The following is a 20,816-nucleotide window of genomic DNA, read 5'->3' on the forward strand; positions in this document are numbered from 1 at the left end:
CTCGCCTCTGGTCGTCCCCGGAAGCCGGCTCACCACCAGGTCCCGGAGAACGTCCGGGTGGTCCAGCTACGGGCGTCGAAGATCGCGTAGCCCGGCTGGACCGGCAGCGGTGTGACGCCGGGGATGTCCATGACCTCGAGCGCGGTGCGCTCGACCAGGACGCCCTCGCACAGGGGCGGCGTGCCGCCGTAGATCGGGATGGTGCGGTTCTCGATCCACCACTCGTCGAAGGCCCGGTCGGACACCAGGTCCGGCCGCACGGGCATGAAGCGGTGAATCAGCTGGCGCAGGTTCTTCTCATCCAGCTCGGCGCCCGCGGGAAGGCCGTAGACCTCTTCCACCGGCATGGAGTCCCGCGTGTACTTGAAGACGTAGGCCGCGTGCCCGATGGTGAGCACGGTCAGGATGAAACGGGCCCGCGTCGACCGGCGGAAAGCCTCGTGCAGGGCGTAGTGCGCGTCGACCGTGTAGACGTCGATCTGGTCGAGGATCACGTCGCAGCCCTGGACGAACTCGTCCGCGGTGGCCGCGGTGATTCCGTCCGGGAACACGTCGATATTGACGTCTCTGGTCAGCGCGAACGCCATCTCGCCGACGACCTCCGCCTTATTGCGGCCGAGGTGGTCGAGGTCGGCGCCGACCTGGCGCTGGATATTGCTGACGTCGAACGAGTCGGAGTCCGCGAGCTTCAGATTGCGGACGCCCATGCGGACGAGGCGCAGCGCGGAGGAGCCGCCGATTCCGCCGGTTCCTGCGATGCCGATGACGCTGTCTCGGAGCTTCTCCTGGCGGCCGCGCTGCTCGGTAGGAGTGTCGCCCAGCCAGCCGAGGTTACGGTCCACCCTCTCCCAGTAGAAGGCATCGTCGTAGTCGCCTCGGTGCCTGATCACCCTGTTTTCGGGCATGGGAGTTCCCTTTCTGTCGGGCGTTGTTTCCGGTGGGCTGGCAAGGCCGGGCGCGCCGCGGGCCGGGGCGCCTGGCCTTGAGGTGGGAACCGGGCCGCCGTGGGGCGGCCTGGTGCCGTTGCCGTGTTTTGGGAGTGGCCGCTGGATCAGGCCGTGCCGGCGATGTCCGGTACCGAGCCGGCCATGGCCAGCGCCTCCCGAAACGGCTTGCGCATCGCGATTCCGGGGTAGCGCAGCAGCGCCGGCACGCCGGGGAGCGTGGGGGTGGGCACGACCTGGTAGCCGAGCCGCGCGTACAGCCGGCGCGCCGGGTTTCCCGCGAGGACGTAGAGCAGGGCGTCGTGGTGGCCGCCCTGGCGGGCGGTGTCCTCCATGGTGCGGAAGAGGAGTTCCCCGTACCCGTTTCCGCGGGCTCGGGGATGCACCACGAGGCTGTGGACCTGGGCCGTCATGGGAGGCAGCGGGGCGCACACGAGGTTCTGCAGCCGACTGTACGCCCAGCAGAACTCGGCGGCGGCCCGGACACCGAGGAAGGAAAGCGCCTGGGCGCCGACCATGGCCATGCTGGGCCGACGGCGCGGAAATGTCGAGGTGGATACCGCGCCGTAGGCGATGATGCCGTCCGGTGAATCGAGGACGAGACCATCCCGAACCACCGACTCGTTTTCCCTGACCAGGCTTCTGATGAGCCTGAGACTCGCGTCGCGAGAGCCCGAGAAGATCCCGGGACATTCGTCCTCGTAGAGCTGAACCAGAAGATCGGCCACGGTCGTCAGATCATCGTCGTTGGCGGCACGTATGGAGGGCATCGGTCTCCTCGCAGCGAACGTTCATGACTCACTGAACCATGTAACGTCGATGTTCCCATGAGGTCAAGCGACCGATTCTGAATCCGAGGTTAACTTGCGGAGCAAGGTAGATCGCGTAGTGCGCCGCGATCCTTCGGCTACCCGTCCGACCTCGCGTGGGACGGCGGAGACGCGCCACCCGCCGCCGCGCGTACCAGTCCCGTGACATAGTTCACGTTTCGATTGGCGGAGTGACTGTGCTGCTATCCCCGCAGGTCAGCGGTAGGGGCGCGAATTGTCGCGGCGACGCCGGAGAAGATCGGCTAACTGATCGAATGCAGAGGAGATCGAATGTGAAGGGAGAATGCGTGGCTGGGCGGGCCGCACGCAATGCGGTCCGCACGCATGTCACTTTCCGTCAGGAACGGCGCCCGCCGGCACCCGCGGTCTCGCCGCCACCCGCACGCGCGGCGCCACCGTCACCGTTCGGGTCACCGTCGCCGTCCGCGTCCGCCGAGCGGGCCTCACCGCCGAGGACGCCCTCGGCGCGGACCGGCCGGCCGAGGAAGTCCGACAGCTCACGTTGACCGCGGGCGGTGACCCGCAGCGCCCGGGTGCCGGACTCGTGGCTCACCAGGCCGTGGCCGATCAGCGACTCCAGGACGGCGCCGCCGAGCACGCCGCCGAGGTGCGGGCGCCGCTCGGTCCAGTCGAGGCACGCGAACGCGAAGCGGCGGCGACCGGGCTGGAGGCGCTCGAGGTCGACATCGAGCCGCCCGAACATGGCGGTCGCCGCAGGGCCCAGCGCGACGTCCTCGCGGATGCCCGCCGGCGGTCGCAGCGCGTCACCGGCGACCAGGGTGTCCATCAGCGCGACGCCCAGGTGCCCGGCCAGGTGGCCATAACAGGAGCGAGCCCGGGCGAGCGGGGACAGCGACGCCGGGACGCGTCGTCGCTCCCGGCCGCCGGAGGGTGCGGCGAGGGCCCGCAGGCTGGCGAGCGCCTCCCCGATGTGCGGCCCGGCCACCTGGTAGATCGCGTGGCGGCCCTGCTTGCGCACGGTCACGAGCTGTGCGGCGCGCAGCCGCGCCAGGTGGTTCGCGACCCGGGGCGCCGGCATGCCCATGGCGTCGGCGATCTCCGACATCGACTGCGGTCCCTCGCCGACGAGAAGATCAAGGACCGCGCAGCGGGTGGGGTCGGAGATCTCCCGTGCGAAGGCGACGACGGTCTCCAGCGCGCCCTGGTCAGGCCGGGATCCAGCCATGGCACCTCCCTCCCGCTCGACACGGCTCAGTGTAGCCACGTTTCACGCTTGGCTGATGTGTGGTAGACACCTGCTGTCGCGCGAAGCACGCAATCAGCGCCGGACCGCCGCTCGGCAGGGGCCGGCCGCACCCGAGCAGATCCGACGCAGACTCTCCCAGCCACCCACTCTGCCTGGCCTCGCGAGCACCGCATCCCCATCGGGGGCGGTGCGTCGCGCCAGGGGTGGTGTCGCGCCGCGGTTCCCGATCCTGACGAGGAGGAAAGCTCATGGCGGTGGCGACGGCGGTCGACAGCCGCACGGAACGACAATCGCCCCTGGTCTTCCTGACCGTGGTCTACGTGCTCACGGTCCTGCTGATCGGGCCGAACATCCCCACCCCGCTGTACCCGATCTACCGGCACGACTTCCGCTTCAGCGCACTGACCATCACGCTGATCTACGCGACCTACGCGGGCTCGCTCATCCCCTCTCTGGTGCTGTTCGGCCCGCTGTCGGACGCGGTGGGCAGACGGCGGGTCCTGCTCACCAGCATGGCGTTCGCCGCGGCCGGGGCGGTGCTGCTCGCGTCGGCCCAGGGAACCGGCTGGCTGTTCGCGGGGCGCATCCTGCAGGGCGTCGGCATCGGCGCCGGTACGGGCGCCGCATCCGCGGCCCTGCGCGAGGCCGAGCCGCACGACAACCAGTCGCGCGCCGCCATCGCCTCCACCGCGGCGATGGTCGGCGGCAGCGCCATCGGCCCGCTGCTCGCCGGTGTGCTGGTCCAGTACGCGCCCGGCCCGCGGGTGCTGAGCTATGTGGTCTACCTCGTCCTGCTCGCCGTCGGCGTGCTGGGCGCGTGGCGCTGGAGCGAGACGGTGCCCGAGGGCTCGTGGACGCCGCGCCGGCCGCGGATCCCCGCCGAGATGCGAGGGCGGTTCGCCACCGCCGGCGCCACGGCCTTCCTGGTCTGGGCGGTGACCGCGCTGTTCCTCGCGCTGATCCCCTCGTTCATGGCGAGCGAGGTGCACACCTCCAACGCGGCCCTCGCCGGAATGGTCGTCACCCTCATGCTCGGCACGTCCGCCTTCGTCCAGCTGAGCGGTCGGGGCCTGGCGACGCTCCATGCGGAGATCGCTGGACTCCTGATCACCGTCCTGGGCCTGATCGCCCTCAACGTGGCGGGGTCCGTCGGGTCGATCGTTCCCTTGCTGATCGCGGCCGTCGCCGCCGGTGCCGGCCAGGGCCTGGCGTTCCTCGGCGCGGCCAAGGACGTCAACCTCCATGCTCCGCCGGCCCGGCTCGGCGAGGTGATGTCCAGCTTCTACGTCGTCGTCTACGCCGGCGTCGGGATTCCGATCATCGCGGTGGGCCTGCTCGCGAGGTCCATCGACCTCTTCACCGCCGTGCGCTACTTCTCGGTCGTCGTCGGCGTCGGGTGCCTGCTCGTCGCCCTGGCGCTGCGGGTACGCGCGCCCGGCCGTGCCAGCGGCGCCGCCGTCTCCTCCTGACGCGGCCCGGGACCGCCCATCGCCGCCCGGCCCGCCGGGGCCGGCGCGCGGGAAACCGCGCCGAACCGTGACCGCTCCGTTCGTCCCTCGGAAGGTGTGCCGTGAGCCAGACCGCCCCCACCGTCTCGTCTACGGACGTGCACTCGACCGGCGTCGTCCTCGCCGCCGTAGGCGATGTCTTCCTGGACCGTCCCGACCCCGGCCGCGCGTTCAGCGCGGTCGACCACCTCCTGCGGGACGCCGACATCGCCTTCGGCAACTCGGAGGGCGTGTACGCGCGCGACCCGGACCGCGCTCCCAGCGCCGGGGTGGCCATCATCGGGCCGCCGCAGAGCGCCGCCCCGCTCGCGCCCGCCGGGTTCGCGGTGCTGTCGCTGGCCAACAACCACATCGGCGACGCCGGGCCCCGTGCCCTGCTGGAGAACATCCGCCTGTTCACCGACCAGGGGATCGCCGTCGCCGGAGCCGGCGGCGACCAGGCCGCGGCGCACGCGCCCGCCCTCCTCGAGCGGCACGGCGTCACCGTCGCCTTCCTCGCGTACTCCTCGACCTTCCCGTCCGGCTACGAGGCGCGGGCGGCGGTGCCCGGGCTCGCGCCGCTGCGGTCGTACAACCTGTTCCGGCCCTACGAGCACGGCGAGTGGAGCCCTGGACTCGCGCCTCAGGTCGTGACCGTCCCGCACGAGCAGGACCACGAGATGCTGCGGTCCGACGTCGAGAAGGCCCGCACGGCGGCGGGCGTCGTCGTCGTCAGCATCCACGCCGGCGACTTCACCCGCCCGTTCGTCCTGACCGACCATGAGCGCCGCGCGGCCCGGCTCGCGATCGACGCGGGCGCCGACGTCGTGCTGGGTCATCACCACCATCTGCTGCGCGGCATCGAGTTCTACCGGGGCAAGCCGATCCTGTACGGGCTGGGGCACTTCGCCTTCGACCTGCCCGACCTCGACCGGAGGCTGCGGGCGGAAGGGTACTTGGGCGAGTCGAGCCCGGCGGACTCGCTGGCCGCCCGGCGCCGGGCCGGGGAGTACCGGCTGTGGCCCCAGCCGGGCTATCCCCTGCTCCCGTTCCATCCCGACGCCCGGATGACGATGATCGCGGTCCTGCGGCTGAGTCCGGGACAGCCGGTGGCCGTCGGCCTGGTCCCGTGCACGATCGCGCCCGACGGGCGGCCCGAGCCACACCTCGGCTCGGACGCCGACGGCGCCCGCGTGCTGGACTACCTGACTCGCTGCTGCGAGGCCGAGGACCTGGCCGTACGCGTCCGGCCGGACGCCTGGGGGCAGCTCGCCGGGCATCCGGTGACGCTCGTCGAGGCGGCCTGAACCCGTCGTCAGGCGTGGATCCGAGCCAGAGAGGCACCACCATGGCCTTGTGTAACCGCGTGACCCCCCAGGGCGATCTTGTCGCGGTGCCGGCCCGGGGCACGATGCTCGGTAACCGCGGCGTGCTGCACGACGACGACCGCCACGTCGTCCGCGCGTTCCAGCACCGCCGATGGCTGCTGTGCGAGCTCGAGTTCCAGGGCCGGCGCCGCCAGATCATGAAGCCACACCGGTACACGGAGCTGTTCTTCCTGGACGAGGCGGTGGGCCTGGCAGCCGGGCATCGGCCGTGCGCCCGGTGCCGCCCGGAGGCGTACGCGAGCTTCCGCCGGTGCTTCGCCACCGGGACCGGGCCGCCCCCCGGCGCCGACGAGCTGGATCGGGTGCTCCACGCCGAACGCCTCCTGCCGGCGCCGCCGACGCGGCCGGTCGCCGGTCTGCCCGACGGAGCCTTCGTCCTCGCCGACGGGGCCTCCTGGCTGGTCCTCGGCGACAGCCTGCTGCAGTGGGAGCCGGGCGGTTACGCCGAACGGCGGCGCCGGCCGGCCGGGCACGCGCCCGTGCTCACCCCGGCCTCGACGGTGGCCGCGCTGCGCGCCGGCTACCGGCCCCGCCTGCATGCCAGCGCGGCGGCGTGATGCCGACGGACGATCACACGGTCGCCACCGTCGAGCTCGCGGAACCGGTGGACATCGTCGGCAGCCTCGCGGCCTACGGGCGGCACGGGGACGACCTGATCGACAGGTGGGACGGGCGTGTCCTGATCCGGACCGTGCCGCACGGCGCGGGCCGGGCGGCGCTCGCCACCCGGCCCGCGGGCCCCGTCGAACGCCCGCGCCTGTACGTGACGGGGCCGCCCGGCCTGGACACCGCCACGCTGGCCGGTCTGGCCCGAGCCCAGTTCCTGCGCGACCAGCCCGCCCTCGACGATCTCACCGCGCGTGACCCCGTCATCGCGGCCATCCCCGCGCACCGCCGGCGGCTTGCCCAGCTGACCCAGACGGACGTGCTGCACGTGCTCGCCCGTTGCGTCACCGCCCAGCAGGTCACCGGCCGGTTCGCCGCGACGCTGCGGTCCCGCCTCGTCGGGCTCGTCGGGCGTCCCGTGACCGCCGGGCCCCACACCGCGTACGCGCTCGACGCCGACCTGCTCGCCGATACCGACCCCACGCGTCTCACGGAGCTCGGCCTGTCCGGTCGCAAGGCGATGGCACTTCTCGGCGTCGCCCGCGCCGTCACGGGCTCCCTGTCCCTGTCCTCGCTGCACGAGCTCGACGACGAGGGCGTCATCGCCACGCTGACCGCGCTGCCCGGCATCGGCCGGTGGAGCGCCGAATGGTTTCTCATCCGGGCGCTGGGCCGGCCGCTCGTCGCGGCGGGCGACCTGGCGGTCCGCAAGGCGGTCGGGCATCTCTACCGCCCGGGCCTGCCGCCGCCCGCCGAGGAGGAGGTCCGCCTGCTCACGGCCCACTGGGGACCGGCGGCCGCGCTCGCGCAGACGATCGCCCTCGACTACCACCACGAGGTGACGCACCCCCCGCGGCCGGCCCGCGCCGCGATCTCCGCCTGACCGCGACCCGTCCGTTCCCACCCGCGGCCCGGGCCTGGCCACCGGCCGTTCGCCTGCGGCCGGCCGCCTTCTCCTGCCGCCATCCGACGACCCGCGCACCGCGTCACGGCCGCGAGGACACCCATGAAAACAGTGCTGGAGGACCGTTCCGTCGCGACTCGCCCGGTGCGCGCGCACCGCGCCCGGCGCGGTTGGATCCTCGACTGGCGGCCCGAGGACACCGAATTCTGGGCCGACCGTGGATCCCGGATCGCCCACCGCAACCTGGCATTCTCAATCCTGGCCGAGCACGTCGGGCTCAGCGTGTGGAGCCTGTGGTCCGTTCTGGTCCTGTTTCTCGGCCCGGAATACCACGTCGACGCACCCGGCCGGTTTCTCCTGACGACCGCGCCCATCCTCACCGGCGCCGCGCTTCGGCTGCCCTACATGTTCGGCGTCGCGCGGTTCGGTGGCCGGGCCTGGACCACCTTCTGCGCCACGACCCTGCTCGTGCCGACCGTGCTCACGGCGATTCTCCTACGGCCGGGAGTCCCCTATGCCGTGTTGCTCGCGCTCGCCGCGCTGGCCGGCGCCGGTGGCGGAACGTTCGCCTCGTCCATGGCCAACATCAACGCCTTCTTCCCGAAGCGCCAGAAGGGCCGCGCCCTGGGCCTGAACGCCGGCGGCGGCAACGTCGGGGTGGCGGCCGTGCAGCTCGTCGGTCTGCTGATATTCACCACGACCGGGGCGCACCGCCCGCGGCTCATCCTCGCCGTCTACATTCCCCTGGTCGTCCTCGCGGCGCTGGGCGCGTATCTGGGCATGGACGGTCTCCCGATCGCGCGCACCACCCGGCAGGCGACGCGGGAGGTCATCCGCAATCTCCACACGTGGATCCTGTCCGCGTTGTACGTCGGCACGTTCGGCTCGTTCATCGGCTTCAGCTTCGCGTTTGGCCAGGTTCTGCAGCTGCGATTCGCCGCGCGGTTCCCCAGCCCCGCCGACGCCATGTACCTGACCTTCCTCGGCCCACTGCTCGGCTCGCTGGCCCGCCCGGTCGGTGGCGTCATCGCCGACCGGTTCGGCGGATCCAGGGTCACCGTCGCCGCCTTCGTGACGATGACGGCCGCGGCCGTCCTCGTGCTGGTGGCCTCGTGGCGCACCTCGCTCGCGTTGTTCATGGTCGGCTTCGTCGCCCTGTTCGTCGTCAGCGGGATCGGCAACGGGTCGACCTTCGCCCTGATCCCCGAGGTCGGCAGGGCGCAGGCGGCCAGGGCGGGCGACGCGGACCAGGACGGGCGCGCCCGGTACCTGACCAGTGGGATCATCAGTGCCGCCGGCGCGGCCGGCGCGGCGGGCGGCGCGCTGGTGACCATCGCCTTCCGCGAGAGCTTCCTGCTCGGGGGTGACGGCACCCTCGCCTACGTCGCCTTCATCGCGTACTACCTGATCTGCCTGGTGCTGCTCTGGTGCTGCTACGGCCATCCGCGTGCCGTGCACCCTGGCGGGCCACCGGCATCGCATCGGCGCCAGCGTGGGGCTGGTCCTCGTCAGCCGGGACCGCGGCCCGGATGCGGCCGAATATTACACAGAGTTTCCGGAACCGGGATCGATGCTCACAGTGAGTACACCAGCTCGCAGAGTCGTTACCAGAACGATCGGGGACCTTTATCGGTAAGAAACACGAGGTTCCCAACCTGACCTGAGAAGAAATTCTCAGGTTGGGAGGTCGGGTGAAGCTAGGGGCAACGCGTCGCCGCCGGATGGCCGGCGCGCTACTGGGCGCGATCGGCATGATCGGTGTGATCGCGGGTTGCGGGAGCTCGTCCGGATCGGCGACCTCGTCGAGCGCCGGTTCGGGCACGGTCAAGGTCAACATCTTCGAGGTCGCGCAAGCCGACGTCGTCACCACCCTGGAGACGGCGTTCAAGAAGGAGCTCACGGCCAAGCTGGCCGGACGGACGGTCAGCTACAGCGTCAGCAACGCGAACGGCGATCCGTCCCTGATCCAGAGCATCGCCCGCAACCTTTCCCGGTCCAATTCCTCGCTGATCGCGGTGATCGGCACTCCGGCCGTCATCGCCATGGCGCAGCAGGACAAGACGCATCCGATCATCGCGCTGGCGATGGGGGATCCGGTCGGCGGCAAGGTGGCCGACAGCCTGGACCACCCCGGCCGCAATGTCACGGGCACTATCGACTTCGTCGACCCGGCCAAGCTCCTCGGCGAGCTGGCCAAGGTCACCCCCGCGCCGAGGCGGATCGGGACGATCTACGATCCGTCGAACGAGAACAGCCAGGTCTGGGTCGCGCAGCTGCGGACGGCGATCAAGGCTCGGCCCGGTCTCTCCCTGGTCGAGGCGACCGTGGCGGGCGCCGGTGACGTGCAGAGCGCTGCGCGGTCCCTGGTCGGCCGGACCGACACGATCCTCGTCGGGCCCGACGCGGCCGTGGCGTCGGGCATCGCCGCGGTCGGCGCGGTCGCCCTGTCAAACAAGATCCCGCTGTACCTGACGTCGGGAGACGCGACCACGAGCGGGGTGCTGGCCACGCTGGGGCCGAGTTACGCCAACCTCGGCTCGCAGGGCGCCGACGTCGCCGTGAAGGTCCTCGACGGTGCCCAGCCGGCGGTCACTCCGTTCGGCCGGCCGGGCGCGCTCGAGTGGGACGTCAACCATTCGACGCTCGGCGCGCTCGGGGTCACCGTGCCGTCCGCGGCGATGGGCTAGCCGTGCGATTCCTCGTCACCGACACCCTGATCGCCGGTCTGCCGCTGCTGCCGGTCGTCATGGGCATCTACCTCGTGGTCCGCATCCGGCAGGACTTCGACCTCACCGTCGACGGAAGCTTCACGTTGGGCGGCGCGATCACCGCGGTGCTGCTCAACCACGGTGCGGGCGTGCCGCTGGCGATGCTCGTGGCCGTGGCCGGGGCCGCCCTCGCGGGGCTCGTCACGACCGGGCTGCACCTGGCGTTCCGCATCCCGGTCATCCTGGCCGGCCTGGTCATGAGCATCGGGATGACGACGCTGAACCTGCATGTGCTGGGACGGCCGTCGATCAGCCTGGACAGCGACCGGACCCTGTTCGGCGGCCTGATCGGCCTGGCTCCCGACGTCCAGGACTGGCTGACGATCGCGATCCTCGCCGCGTTCGCCGCCGTGTTCCTCGCCGCCGTCGGCTACCTGCTGCTCACCGAGGTAGGCCTGGCGCTGCGGGCCACCGGGGTCAATCCCCGGATGGCCAGGGCTCAGGGCGTCGACGACCGGCGTTCCCTGGCGCTGTGCCTGGCGCTGGCCAACGCCAGCGCCGGATTGTCGGGCGCGCTGACCGTGCAGTCCCAGGGCTTCTCCGACTCATCGACCGGCACGGGCACGCTGCTGGCGGGCGTGGGCGCGGTGATGCTGGGTGAGCTGATCGCCCGGCCGGGCGGGGCGTCCCGGGTCGGCCGGGTGATCGCCGCCGTGGTCGCCGGCACGTTGCTGTACCGGTTCATCCTGGTCGGCGCGCTGCGGGCCGGGTTGCAGGCGACCGACCTGTCCGGCATCACCGCGCTCACCCTGGTCGCGGCGGTCGCGCTCAACCGTTATCTGCCCGAGGTCGGCCGGGTACTCGGCCGGCTCGGCACGGCTGGCCGCGCCGGTACACAGGCGCCGGCGGTGGGCGGCCCGCACATCGCCGAGGTGGCGGGTGGCCGGCCGGCGCCCGACGACGGGCCGACGATCCCCCCTGCGCGCGAGCCCGCCACCGCCGGGCGGGCCTCGGCCTCAGCGACGATGAAGGAGGCTGGCTGATGCTGAGACTGGACGGTGTGCGCCTGGTCCACGGCGCGGGCACCCCGACGGAGGTCGTCGCGCTCGACCACGTCGACCTGGAGATCCCGGCTGGTCAGTTCGTCACCGTCGTCGGGAGCAACGGCGCCGGCAAGAGCAGCCTGGTCAACGTGGTGGCCGGGGTCTACCGGCCGACCCGGGGGCGGGTGCTGCTCGGCGGCCGGGACGTGACGCGGCTGGCGGTCCACGCCCGCGCCGGCGCGGTGGCCCGCGTCTTCGACGACCCGCTCGCGGGCACCGCCCCCGATCTCTCCCTGGCCGACAACCTCGCTCTCGCCGCCGCCCGCGGCCGCCGGCGGCGGCTGTCGCCCGCCGTCACCCCAGGCCGGCGCGCTGGCATGCGCGAGGACCTCGCCGTGCTCGGCCTGGGCCTGGAACGCCGCCTCGCCGACCCGGTGACGCTGCTGTCCGCCGGGCAGCGGCAGAGCGTGACGATGCTGATGGCCGGCCTGCGGAAACCCGAGCTCCTGCTGCTCGATGAGCACCTTGCGGCGCTGGACCCCAGGACCCGGGCGCGGGTCCTCGACCTCACCCTCCAGATGCACGAACGACTGGGCTGCGCCTCGATAATGATCACCCACAGCATGCGCCACGCGATCGAAGTCGGCGACCGGCTGCTGGTGATGTCCCGCGGCCGGGTCATCTACGACGTCGCCGGGCCCGCGAAGACGGCGCTGACGCCGTCCGACCTGGTCGACATCGTGTCCGGGCTCGGGGACGCACCGTCGGACCGGCAGCTGCTCGCGGGGTGACCGGGCCGACCGACAGACATCGAGCCTTACCGAAGCGGCGGCCGGGACACAGGCCGTCCGCTCGGCGACGTCCTGATCGCCCGGCACGGCCGCCGATCAGACAGGAGTGGAGTGGAGTGACACGTGACAGCCACTGACGCCTCGACCCAGGCCGAGATCCCGCCGGCGCGGCCCACCCGGCCGCCGGACGGGACGGCCCCGACCGGGACCGACCCGAGCCCGTTCGTCTCCTTCACCTCGGCCGACCGGTTCGCCACGGTCGGGGAGATCTACGAGGAGGCCCGTCGCGCGCTGCCCCCGCAGGTGTGGGACTTCCTCGACGGTGGTTCGGGCGGCGAGCAGACGCTGCGGGCGAACCTGTCGTCCTTCGAGCGGTGGTCGGTGCTGCCACGGCTGATGACCGGGGCCGGCGAGCCGGACCTGGCCTGCGCCTTCCTCGGCATCGAGCTGTCGATGCCGGTGCTCACCAGCCCGTTCGGCGCCGACCGGCTGCTGCACCGGGACGGCCAGCTCGCCGTCGCCCGGGCGAACGCCAAGGCCGGCGTGGCCTCGATCGTGCCGGAGGCCGGGTCGTACTCCTGGGAGGAGGTGGCGACGGCGGCGCCGGGCGCCGCGCGGATGGCCCAGCTGCACCCGATGGGCAACCCGGCGAACTTCGCCGCGATGCTGCGCCGCGCCGCCGCCGCGGGTTTCAGCGCGCTCTGCCTGACCCTGGACTGCCCGACGGCCGGTTGGCGTGAGCGCAACATGCGCAACCGGTTCGACGTGGCCGTCGACGTGGTCAGCGGCAACTACCCGCACGCCGGGCCGGCCGACCTGGCCGACACCCTTGGCCAGCTGTTCGTCCGCAGGGAGCCGATCTGGACCTGGGACGAGCTCGCCGGGCGGATGGCGGACTCGCCGCTGCCCTGGATGGCCAAGGGCATCCTCACCGGTTCCGATGCCGAGGCGGCGGTGCTGGCCGGAGCCGCCGCGGTGCTGGTCAGCAACCACGGCGGGCGTCAGCTCGACACGGTGCCCGCGGCCCTCGACCAGCTGCCGGAGGTCGTCGCGGCGGTCGGCGGTCGGGTGCCCATCGCGCTGGACTCGGGGATCCGCCGAGGGAGCGACGTCGTCAAGGCACTGGCGCTCGGCGCCGACGTCGTCGTCATCGGCCGCGCCGCGGCGATGGCGCTCGCGGCCGGCGGCGAGGAAGGCGTCGGCCGCCTGCACGAACTGCTACGCGAGGAGATCTCGACGACCATCAAGCTTCTCGGAGCGAGCGGCGTCGACGAGCTGACCGACACGATGATCAGACCGTCGGCGGTGTCGCGATGGTGATCGGCGCGAGGACCGGATCCGTCGACCGGCCACGCGCGACCAGGACGACCGTGCCACTGCCGCCCGGGCTCGCCGGCCTGGCCCCGATCAGCGCCGCGGTGCGGGTCGGTGACCTGGTCGTGCTCTCGGGCTGCATCGCCCTGGACCCGGCGACCGGCCGGCCGCGCGGCAGCACGACGGTGAGCCAGGCGCGCGACATCTTCGGCCAGATCGCCGAGGTCCTGGGCCGGGCGGGCGGGCGCCTCGCCGACGTGGTGCGCTGCGTGTGCTACCTGACCGAGGCCGCCGCCGCGCCGGAGCTCGACGTCGCGTTCCGCGAGGCCTTCCCGGTCGACCCGCCGGCCCGTACGACCGTGGTCTGCGTGCTGTTGCGGCCCGGCCTGCTGGTGGAGATCGAGGCGACGGCCGTGCTCGGCTGAGCGCAGGAGGCCGACGGAGCGAAGCAGCGGCACTGAGCGCCTGGGCGGCCGGGTAGCCGAGTGCTACTCGGCCGCCCCGGCGGGCCGGCCGAGGGCGCGCAGCACGCTGCCGGTCAGTTCGGCCGCGATGCGCGCGGACGGCCAGCCCAGGCTGTCGTGCAGATCGACGACCACCCGCTCGTCGAACACGGTGACCCAGAGGAGCACCCCGTATTCGGCGGGCCGGGGTGGAATGAAACCGGCCTCGGTCAGCGCGGTCAGCAGCGGCGCGAGCGCCCCGAACAGCCGGCCGATCACCGGGTCGTCCGCGCGCAGCCGCTGCAGGAAACCGCGGGAGGACCGTACGTGCACGACTGCCGGCCCCCAGCTCACGGCCTCCCGGACCCACAGCTCGCACACGGCGACGAAACGGCGCAGCACATCCGGCGCGGCAGGCACCGCCTCCATGTGGCTGACCAGGGTCTCCACGAGCTGCGTGTAATAGGCGTCAAGGGCCGCGTCCACGTCCGGGAAATGTCGATAGGCAGTGGCGGTCGACACACCGGCCTCGGCCGCGAGATCCACGAGGCTGAACCGCCCGCCCTGTTTCGCGAGCAATCGCTCGGCCGCATCCAGAAGATCCCGCCGGCTCGCCAGGTAATCCCGCCTGATCCGGCGGCTGCCCGGTTCCTGGCCGCGGATCGAACCACCCGCCGTAGGCGTGTGAACCACCCTTTCCATCGCCTAGTCCCGCCGAAACGAGGGAGAAATATGCACCAAGTGTAACATGCCGATATAGAACGTTAACATTCCTTCGCTTGACACTCGGCGACCGACGTCCGCATCATAAATGAAAAGACATTCTCAGTTCGTTGGTCCGATTCTCGTTCGGTCAACGCCGAACCGCGGCACGCAATAGGCGCCTGCGGTAAACGCTCCCTGGTCGTGCTCATATTCGCGACGGCCCACCGCTGGTAATCCCCATTCCCCCACCGGCTCCCAGCGAAGGAATTGCTATGTGCGCCTCCCTTTCGCCACAGCCCGCTCCCTCGGCGGCCCCCACCGCGCCGCCGCCCGCGATCATCGGCCCGGTGGCCGACCTCTTCTCCTCCTACGTGGCCGCCAGCGCGATCTCAGCCGCCGTCGAGCTCGGCCTGTTCGACACGCTCGCCGATGGCGGCACCTGTCGGGCAGACGACCTGCGCCATGGCGGCGAGCCGGTGTCGCCCTGGGTCGCGCGAGCCCTGTTCAACGCGCTGGCCTGGGCCGGGATCGTCGAGCTGCACACCTCGGACCCAGCCCTGCTGGTCCGGCCCGGTCCGCGCTTCGCCGACGCGTACGAGCTGCGCGGCTACTTCTACTGGCTGGTGCGCGGCAACGGCGAGGTGTTCACCTACGCGGCCGACCTGGCGCCCGACCGGGACGAGGTCACCTATCACCGCGACATGCGCGCGGTGGCCCTCAGCTCCCGGCTCATGGGCAACGGCGAGGTCGAGCCTCTGTTCGACCGCGTCCTGGCCGGCCTCGAGTTCAGCCGGGTCGCCGACCTGGGCTGCGGCTCGGGTGGGCGCCTGGTCAGGATCATGAAGCGGAATCCCGGGGTGACCGGGGTGGGCATCGACCTCGCCCCGGCCTCGGTCGAACTGGCCGGGCAGGTCATCGCGGCCGAGGGCCTGGCCGACCGGCTCAGCGTGCGCCAGGGCGACGTCCACCGGCTCACCCCCGCCGACGACCTGTCCGACGTCGACGTCGTCACCTGCGTGTTCATGGGCCACGACTTCTGGCCGCGCGAGTCGTGCGTGCGGGTGCTGACCAACCTGCGGATCGCCTTCCCGAACCTCCGGACGATGCTGCTCTGCGATGTCGTCCGGTCCGAGGACACACCCGGGCCGGACACGCCCATCTTCCGGCTCGGCTTCGAGGCCGCCCACGCGCTCATGCACACCTACCTGCCGACCGAGGCCGAGTGGGGCGAGGCGTTCGCCGAGGCCGGCTGGACGCCGCGCGCGGCCCACCACACCACCAGCCCGCCCGGCGGCGTCCTGTTCGAGCTGGTCCCGGTCGCGCCGGCACGCGCCGCCTCCGTGGACGTCGCGCGGGCAGCCACCGAGACCGTGTCGGCCGCGCGGTGACCACCATCAGCCGGCCGGCCAGGACGGTCCCGGACGCGGACGCCCTCGCCGAACTGGCCGCCGGGCTCGCGGGCGTGGTGTCGACCCGGCCGGCCGACCTCGACACCCACGGCCGCGACGAGAACCACCTGGACAGCATCCCGCCCCGAGCGGTGGTGTTCGCCGAGACCCGTGACGACGTCGTCACCACGATGCGATGGTCCGCCCGCCACGGCGTGGCGCTCATCCCGTTCGGTACCGGCACCAGCGCCGAAGGCCATGTGGTGCCACTCGGCGGCGAGGTGAGCCTGGACGTCTCCCGGATGAACCGGCTCGTCGCGCTGTGCCCGGAGGACTTCCGCGCGGTCGTGCAGCCGGGCCTGACCAGGAACGGGCTCAACACCCGGGCGAGGGAGTTCGGGTTGACGTTTCCCGTCGACCCGGGCGCGGACGCGAGCCTCGGCGGGATGGCGGCGACCAACGCCAGCGGCACGACCACGATCCGTTACGGCGGCATGCGGGCCAACACCCTGGCCCTGGAGGTCGTGCTGGCCAGCGGTGACGTGCTGCGGCTGGGCCGGCCAGTCCGCAAGTCGAGCAGCGGCTACGACCTGCGCGACCTGTTCATCGGCTCGGCGGGCACCTTGGGCGTCATCACCGAGCTCACCGTCGCGCTGCACCCCGTACCCGAGGAGATCGCGGTGCTGCGGGCGTTCTTCCCCGACGTCGCCGCCGCGGTCGCCGGCGCCTTCGCGGCGGTCGGGACGGGGCTGCCCATCGCCCGCCTCGAGCTGCTCGACGAGATCACCGCCGGCCTGCTGGCCCAGGACGTGCCCGGCCTGGTCCCGGACGCCCCAGCCCTGTTCGTCGAGCTGCACAGCTCCACCGCGGCCGGCCTGGCCACCGAGCTGGACATCGCCCGCCGAGCCCTGCTCGAGGCCGGCGCGAGCACGGTAGGCACGGCGACCGCGCAGGCGGAGCGGGAGGCCATCTGGGAAGCACGCCACCGCTTGTTCTGGTCGATCCGCCGGGCCTTCCCCGGCCGGCGATACCTGATCACTGACACGGCTGTGCCGCTGTCGGCGATCGTCGAGCACGCGCAGGTGATCAGCGAGCTGCGCGCCGATCTCGGGCTGGACGTGGTCACCACCGGCCACGTCGGTGACGGCAACATCCACACCGTCGTCGCGGTCGCCGAGGGCCAGGACGCCCCGGCCGCGCTGTTCTCGGACGAGTTGGTCCGCCACGCGCTGCGCGTCGGCGGCACCTGCACCGGCGAGCACGGCATCGGCGTGAGCAAGCGCCAGTACCTGGCCGCCGAGCACGGCGACGCGGCCCTGTGGATGGCCCGCATCAAGGGCCTGTTCGACCCGGCCAACGTGCTCAATCCAGGGAAGGTCGTCGGGCCCGACCTGCTGTCGGACGCGCTGACGGCCCGCTAGTCGCCCGAAGGCTTCACCCACCAGCCGGGGGCCGCTCCCGGCGGCACCGGCGGCGTCGACCCGTCCCGCGCGTGGAGACCTCCAGGAGTCGGCCGTGACCACCACATTCGATCCCGCCCCGGGCGCGTCCGTCGGCTACCTCGGACCGGCGGGTACCTTCACCCACCGCACCGTGCTGGCCGATCCGGTCCTGGCCGCGCTGCGGCACGTTCCCTGCGCCGACCCCGACGAGCTCATGGCCCGGCTCAGCGACGGCTCGGTCACCTACGGCGTGCTGGCCTGGGAGAACTCGGTCGCCGGCCTGGTCGGGCCGACGGCCGACCTGCTCGCCGGCCTGGGCACCGGAAAGGCCGTGGACCCGTCCGAACGAAGCCAGGCCCGCCTGCACCGCGACGTCGTCATCCCGGTCCGGTTCCAGCTCGTCGGCCTGCACGGTGCCAGCCCCGAGGCACTGCGCACGGTCTCCTCACATCCGCACGCGCTCGACCAGTGCCGTGCCTGGCTGGCTGAGCACGCCCCGCGGTCCAGCCTGGTCCCGGCCCCGTCCACGACGGCCGCGCTCGAGCTCGCCCTGGGCGACCCGACCGGCCGAACCGCCGCGGTCACGCCAAACGCCGGCCCCGCCGCCCCGCGGCTCAGCGTTCTGGCCGACGACATAGGGGAGACCGCCACGGCGGAGACCCGGTTCGTCGTCCTCGGCCGCGACGAGCCGGCCCGCACCGGACGCGAGCGGACGGTCATCGCCTGCTTCCAGCAGCGCGACCGGCCCGGATCGCTGATGACCGTCCTCGAACCGTTCGCCCGCGCCGGCATCGACCTGCTCCGGATCGAATCCCGGCCGACCCGCGACGGGCTGGGCCGCTTCTACTTCCTCATCGAGTGGCGCGGCCATCCCGACGATCCGCCGCCGCGGGCCGTGCTGCGCGAGCTGGCTGAGCGCGCCGTCCGGGTCCGCGTGCTCGGCACCTTCGACGAGCCCAGCCCCAGTCGCCCCACGCCCAGCCGGCCCAGGAAGGCCGGGTGACCAAGGTGGACGCGCCCCGGCCCGTTGGGACTGCTGCGCCGGCCGTGGCCGCCTCCCTGCTGGCCGCGCTGGTCCGCGGGCACTGCCAGGCCGGCCCGGCCGAGACCGGCAGTCACGAACGACGACGAAGGAGACCCGCCATGCGCTTGCAGACCGGCCGAACCTGCTCTCGGGACGTGCCGCGGTGACGGCCGGCGAGCTCGACGCGCGACCGCACCCGGCACCGATCCGGTCCCGGCCGACCGGCCTCGACCTGCTCGGCCCCGAGGCCCCGGACATCGCCACGATCGACTCGGTGACTGGGGGCCGCGAGATCATCGACGAGCTCGACGACCTGATCCGCGACGTGATCGTGCTGCGGCGTCGGGTGGCCTGGCGGATACAGAAGCTGCGGATGACCGCCGGCGGAGGGCGGATCGAGATGAGCCGCGAGTACGAGGTCACCCGCAGGTTCCTGGACGCGCTCGGCCCAGCCGGCAGCGAGGTCGCGGTGGCGTTGCTTCTGCTGTGCCGAGGGCCGGCCCCGTCGGTCGACGTCCGTCCGTCCACCGAACATGACATCGACGCCGGTCACGCCGCTCGCTGAGAGTGTCGGGCTGTGAGGAGGACCGACGGATGAGTGTGGCTGTCAGCGGACCAGGCGGCTGTGGAACACCTGGTCGCCCGACGCGGTCTCCGGCCCGAACGGTGCCGCGCCGGCCATGGTGGGTTAGCCGGTGAGCCTGCGGACGCCCAGCACGGCGGAGGCGACCGTCGCGGGCGGGAACGCCGGCGCCGACCAGCCCGTGGCTGGATGCTGGAGCCGCCGGGACTGGTCGGTGTTGCTCATCACCTGCGTCGGGCTGTTCGTCACCCAGCTGGATCTGACCGTCGTCAACGTGGCGGTCGGCGCGATCGGTCGCCGGCTGCACGCGTCCACCGGCGCGGTCACCTGGGTGGTCGACGGGTATTTCGTGACGTTCGCCGCGTTCATGATCGGTTTTGGCGACGTCGGCGACCTGTTCGGGCGCAGACGGGTCTTCCTGGCCGGACTGGCCGGCTTCGCGGCGGCGTCGACTGGTTGCGCGGCCGCGCCCGGAGTCGGCTGGCTGATCCTGTTCCGCACCCTGCAGGGCGTCGCCGGCGCTGCCATCCTCGTCTCTTCGCTCGCCATCCTCGCCGACGCCTTCGACGGGACAGACCGCACCCGCGCGATCGGCGTGTGGTCGGCCGTGGCCGGCATCGCCCTGGTCGTCGGCCCACTCGTCGGTGGTCTGGTCGTGGACGGACTGGGGTGGCGGTGGATCTTCTGGATCAACGTGCCGATCTCGTTGGTGAGCATCGCGGCCGGGCGCAGGGTGCTGCGCGAGTCGCGTCGCGGCGGCCACGACCGCCAACTCGACCGCGGCGGCCAGATCCTCGCCGTTCTCATGCTGGGCGCCCTGGCCTGGGGGCTGTCGGAGACAGCCGCGGAGCCTGGGTCGGTCATCGGGTGGCTGGCGCTCGGCGCCTCGGTCCTGCTCGCGGCGGGATTCGTCGCGGTGGAGCGCCGGTGCGCGACGCCGCTCGTGCCACTGTCGGTGTTCCGTTCGCGAACGTTCCGGGGCGCCAACCTCGCCTCGCTGCTGGTCAACTTCGCGACTCTCGGTCTGCTCTACCTGCTCAGCCTCGATTTCGAGCATGTGGACGGCCGGTCAGCCACCGCTACGGGCATCCGCATCGCTCCGCTGTTCGCGGCCTATGCCGCCGTCAGCATGCTCGCCGGGCGGATCGCCGACCGGTTCGGCCAGCGCGTCCCGGGGACGCTTGGCGGCTTGGCCGCCGGTACGGGTGTCGCGCTCGTCGCAGTCGAGCGGGCGTCGGGAGCCGCTGCCGGCGCCGGTCTGGTACTCGCGGGCGTGGGCATCGGGCTGGCGCTGCCGGCGGTGGTGTCGAGCGCGGTCACGGCCGTCCCGGGAGCGCGGGCCGGCCTCGGGTCCGGGCTGAACAACACCGCCCGCCAGATCGGCGGAACCCTCGGCATCGCGCTGCTCGGCGGAGTAGTCGCGGGCGCCGGAAGTGAGCGGGCGGGTATCGGCCGAGCGCTCATCGCGGTCGCGGCCGCATATACCGTCGCGGCCGCCCTCGCGGCTTCGACCCTGCGGCGCCCGACCCCCGCTCGGGGCGGCCCTGCGCACATCCCGAGCCCCGGTGGTAGCGACGGTCATCACGGAAGGCAGCAGCCATGATCGTACTAGTTCTCTGCCGCGACCGGCCCGGCACCCAGGAACTCCGCCGCACGATCCGGCCCGCGCACCTCGAGTACATGATGGCCGCCCGGTCGAGGCTGGTCTTCGGTGGCCCGCTGACCGCCGAGGACGGGCTCGCCATCGGTGCGGTGTTCGCGCTGCGAGTGGCCACGACGTCCGAAGCCTCGCGGTTCCTCGCGGGCGAGCCCTACCACCAGGCCGGAGTGTTCGAGTCGGTCGTCGTCCATCCCATGCGCCAGATGGTTCCCGAGGACCCACCCGGGCTGCTCGACGCCGAGCTGGACCGGGCTCGGGCGGCGGCGGCCGACGCCACCGTGTCGTCCTAGGCGCCGCCTGGAGCCGAAACCGGGCGCTATTCATCGCGGCGGCGACGGAGCGGACAACA

Annotated in this window: 20 protein-coding genes and 1 pseudogene; 16 read left to right on the forward strand and 5 right to left on the reverse strand. The window is 72.4% G+C overall.

Annotation, left to right across the window (positions count from 1 at the left end; all coding sequences use genetic code 11):
- Positions 1–29: 29 nt before the first annotated feature.
- From FRAEUI1C_RS15865 to FRAEUI1C_RS15875, 3 genes are all read right to left on the reverse strand, one after another.
- Positions 30–905, reverse strand: a complete 876-nt coding sequence (locus FRAEUI1C_RS15865) for a ThiF family adenylyltransferase (protein ID WP_013424320.1) — start codon at positions 903–905, stop codon at positions 30–32.
- Between the two features lie 146 nt (positions 906–1,051).
- Complete coding sequence (locus tag FRAEUI1C_RS36355; RefSeq protein WP_013424321.1) at positions 1,052–1,714, reverse strand: GNAT family N-acetyltransferase; 663 nt, start codon at positions 1,712–1,714, stop codon at positions 1,052–1,054.
- 397 nt (positions 1,715–2,111) lie between these two features.
- Positions 2,112–2,960, reverse strand: a complete 849-nt coding sequence (locus FRAEUI1C_RS15875) for an ArsR/SmtB family transcription factor (RefSeq protein WP_013424322.1) — start codon at positions 2,958–2,960, stop codon at positions 2,112–2,114.
- Positions 2,961–3,229: 269 nt separating this feature from the next.
- Here FRAEUI1C_RS15875 and FRAEUI1C_RS15880 point away from each other — a divergent pair, with 269 nt between their 5' ends.
- From FRAEUI1C_RS15880 to FRAEUI1C_RS15925, 10 genes are all read left to right on the forward strand, one after another.
- On the forward strand, positions 3,230–4,450 hold the full coding sequence (locus FRAEUI1C_RS15880; RefSeq protein WP_013424323.1) for an MFS transporter: 1,221 nt from the start codon (positions 3,230–3,232) through the stop codon (positions 4,448–4,450).
- 101 nt (positions 4,451–4,551) lie between these two features.
- The gene (locus FRAEUI1C_RS15885) at positions 4,552–5,775 is read left to right on the forward strand and encodes a CapA family protein (RefSeq protein ID WP_013424324.1); all 1,224 of its coding nucleotides are present in this window, start codon (positions 4,552–4,554) and stop codon (positions 5,773–5,775) included.
- A gap of 59 nt (positions 5,776–5,834) precedes the next feature.
- On the forward strand, positions 5,835–6,413 hold the full coding sequence (locus tag FRAEUI1C_RS15890) for a hypothetical protein (RefSeq protein ID WP_198318761.1): 579 nt from the start codon (positions 5,835–5,837) through the stop codon (positions 6,411–6,413).
- The gene (locus FRAEUI1C_RS36360; RefSeq protein WP_013424326.1) at positions 6,413–7,345 is read left to right on the forward strand and encodes a DNA-3-methyladenine glycosylase family protein; all 933 of its coding nucleotides are present in this window, start codon (positions 6,413–6,415) and stop codon (positions 7,343–7,345) included. Before FRAEUI1C_RS15890 ends, FRAEUI1C_RS36360 begins: the two co-directional genes overlap by 1 nt.
- Positions 7,346–7,468: 123 nt before the next feature.
- Entirely contained in the window at positions 7,469–9,025 is a 1,557-nt protein-coding gene (locus FRAEUI1C_RS15900; protein ID WP_013424327.1) for an MFS transporter, read from the forward strand.
- A gap of 32 nt (positions 9,026–9,057) precedes the next feature.
- Complete coding sequence (locus FRAEUI1C_RS15905; protein ID WP_013424328.1) at positions 9,058–10,053, forward strand: ABC transporter substrate-binding protein; 996 nt, start codon at positions 9,058–9,060, stop codon at positions 10,051–10,053.
- A 2-nt stretch (positions 10,054–10,055) separates the two neighbouring features.
- A complete protein-coding gene (locus tag FRAEUI1C_RS15910; protein WP_013424329.1) occupies positions 10,056–11,117 on the forward strand; it encodes an ABC transporter permease subunit in 1,062 nt (353 codons plus the stop codon).
- Complete coding sequence (locus FRAEUI1C_RS15915) at positions 11,117–11,908, forward strand: ABC transporter ATP-binding protein (protein WP_013424330.1); 792 nt, start codon at positions 11,117–11,119, stop codon at positions 11,906–11,908. The genes FRAEUI1C_RS15910 and FRAEUI1C_RS15915 overlap by 1 nt, the downstream gene beginning before the upstream one ends.
- 123 nt (positions 11,909–12,031) lie before the next feature.
- Positions 12,032–13,228: an alpha-hydroxy acid oxidase gene (locus FRAEUI1C_RS15920; RefSeq protein WP_013424331.1), complete on the forward strand. Its 1,197-nt coding sequence runs from the start codon at positions 12,032–12,034 to the stop codon at positions 13,226–13,228.
- Complete coding sequence (locus tag FRAEUI1C_RS15925; RefSeq protein WP_013424332.1) at positions 13,222–13,647, forward strand: RidA family protein; 426 nt, start codon at positions 13,222–13,224, stop codon at positions 13,645–13,647. Before FRAEUI1C_RS15920 ends, FRAEUI1C_RS15925 begins: the two co-directional genes overlap by 7 nt.
- Positions 13,648–13,710: 63 nt before the next feature.
- Here FRAEUI1C_RS15925 and FRAEUI1C_RS15930 read toward each other — a convergent pair whose 3' ends face one another.
- Positions 13,711–14,151 carry a hypothetical protein gene (locus FRAEUI1C_RS15930; protein ID WP_232425593.1) on the reverse strand — a complete coding sequence of 147 codons (441 nt, stop codon included), beginning with the start codon at positions 14,149–14,151 and terminating at the stop codon, positions 13,711–13,713.
- 54 nt (positions 14,152–14,205) lie between these two features.
- Positions 14,206–14,367 (reverse strand): annotated as a pseudogene (locus FRAEUI1C_RS41095) (TetR/AcrR family transcriptional regulator); the annotation flags it as partial.
- A gap of 275 nt (positions 14,368–14,642) precedes the next feature.
- Here FRAEUI1C_RS41095 and FRAEUI1C_RS15935 point away from each other — a divergent pair.
- The 6 genes from FRAEUI1C_RS15935 to FRAEUI1C_RS15960 all read left to right on the forward strand — a co-directional run bounded on the left by FRAEUI1C_RS15935 (position 14,643) and on the right by FRAEUI1C_RS15960 (position 20,757).
- Positions 14,643–15,758 carry an SAM-dependent methyltransferase gene (locus FRAEUI1C_RS15935; protein WP_013424334.1) on the forward strand — a complete coding sequence of 372 codons (1,116 nt, stop codon included), beginning with the start codon at positions 14,643–14,645 and terminating at the stop codon, positions 15,756–15,758.
- Positions 15,755–17,179, forward strand: coding sequence for an FAD-binding oxidoreductase (locus FRAEUI1C_RS15940; RefSeq protein WP_013424335.1), 1,425 nt, complete (start codon positions 15,755–15,757; stop codon positions 17,177–17,179). The genes FRAEUI1C_RS15935 and FRAEUI1C_RS15940 overlap by 4 nt, the downstream gene beginning before the upstream one ends.
- A gap of 94 nt (positions 17,180–17,273) precedes the next feature.
- Positions 17,274–18,203 (forward strand): prephenate dehydratase, encoded by a 930-nt coding sequence (locus FRAEUI1C_RS15945; protein WP_013424336.1) that lies wholly within the window; start codon positions 17,274–17,276, stop codon positions 18,201–18,203.
- A gap of 184 nt (positions 18,204–18,387) precedes the next feature.
- Positions 18,388–18,789, forward strand: a complete 402-nt coding sequence (locus FRAEUI1C_RS15950) for a chorismate mutase (protein ID WP_013424337.1) — start codon at positions 18,388–18,390, stop codon at positions 18,787–18,789.
- Positions 18,790–18,919: 130 nt separating this feature from the next.
- Positions 18,920–20,410 carry an MFS transporter gene (locus tag FRAEUI1C_RS15955; RefSeq protein ID WP_013424338.1) on the forward strand — a complete coding sequence of 497 codons (1,491 nt, stop codon included), beginning with the start codon at positions 18,920–18,922 and terminating at the stop codon, positions 20,408–20,410.
- The gene (locus FRAEUI1C_RS15960; protein ID WP_013424339.1) at positions 20,407–20,757 is read left to right on the forward strand and encodes a YciI family protein; all 351 of its coding nucleotides are present in this window, start codon (positions 20,407–20,409) and stop codon (positions 20,755–20,757) included. The genes FRAEUI1C_RS15955 and FRAEUI1C_RS15960 overlap by 4 nt, the downstream gene beginning before the upstream one ends.
- Positions 20,758–20,816 lie beyond the last annotated feature (59 nt).

It is taken from the genome of Pseudofrankia inefficax, from assembly GCF_000166135.1.
Taxonomy (GTDB): Bacteria; Actinomycetota; Actinomycetes; order Frankiales; family Frankiaceae; genus Pseudofrankia; species Pseudofrankia inefficax.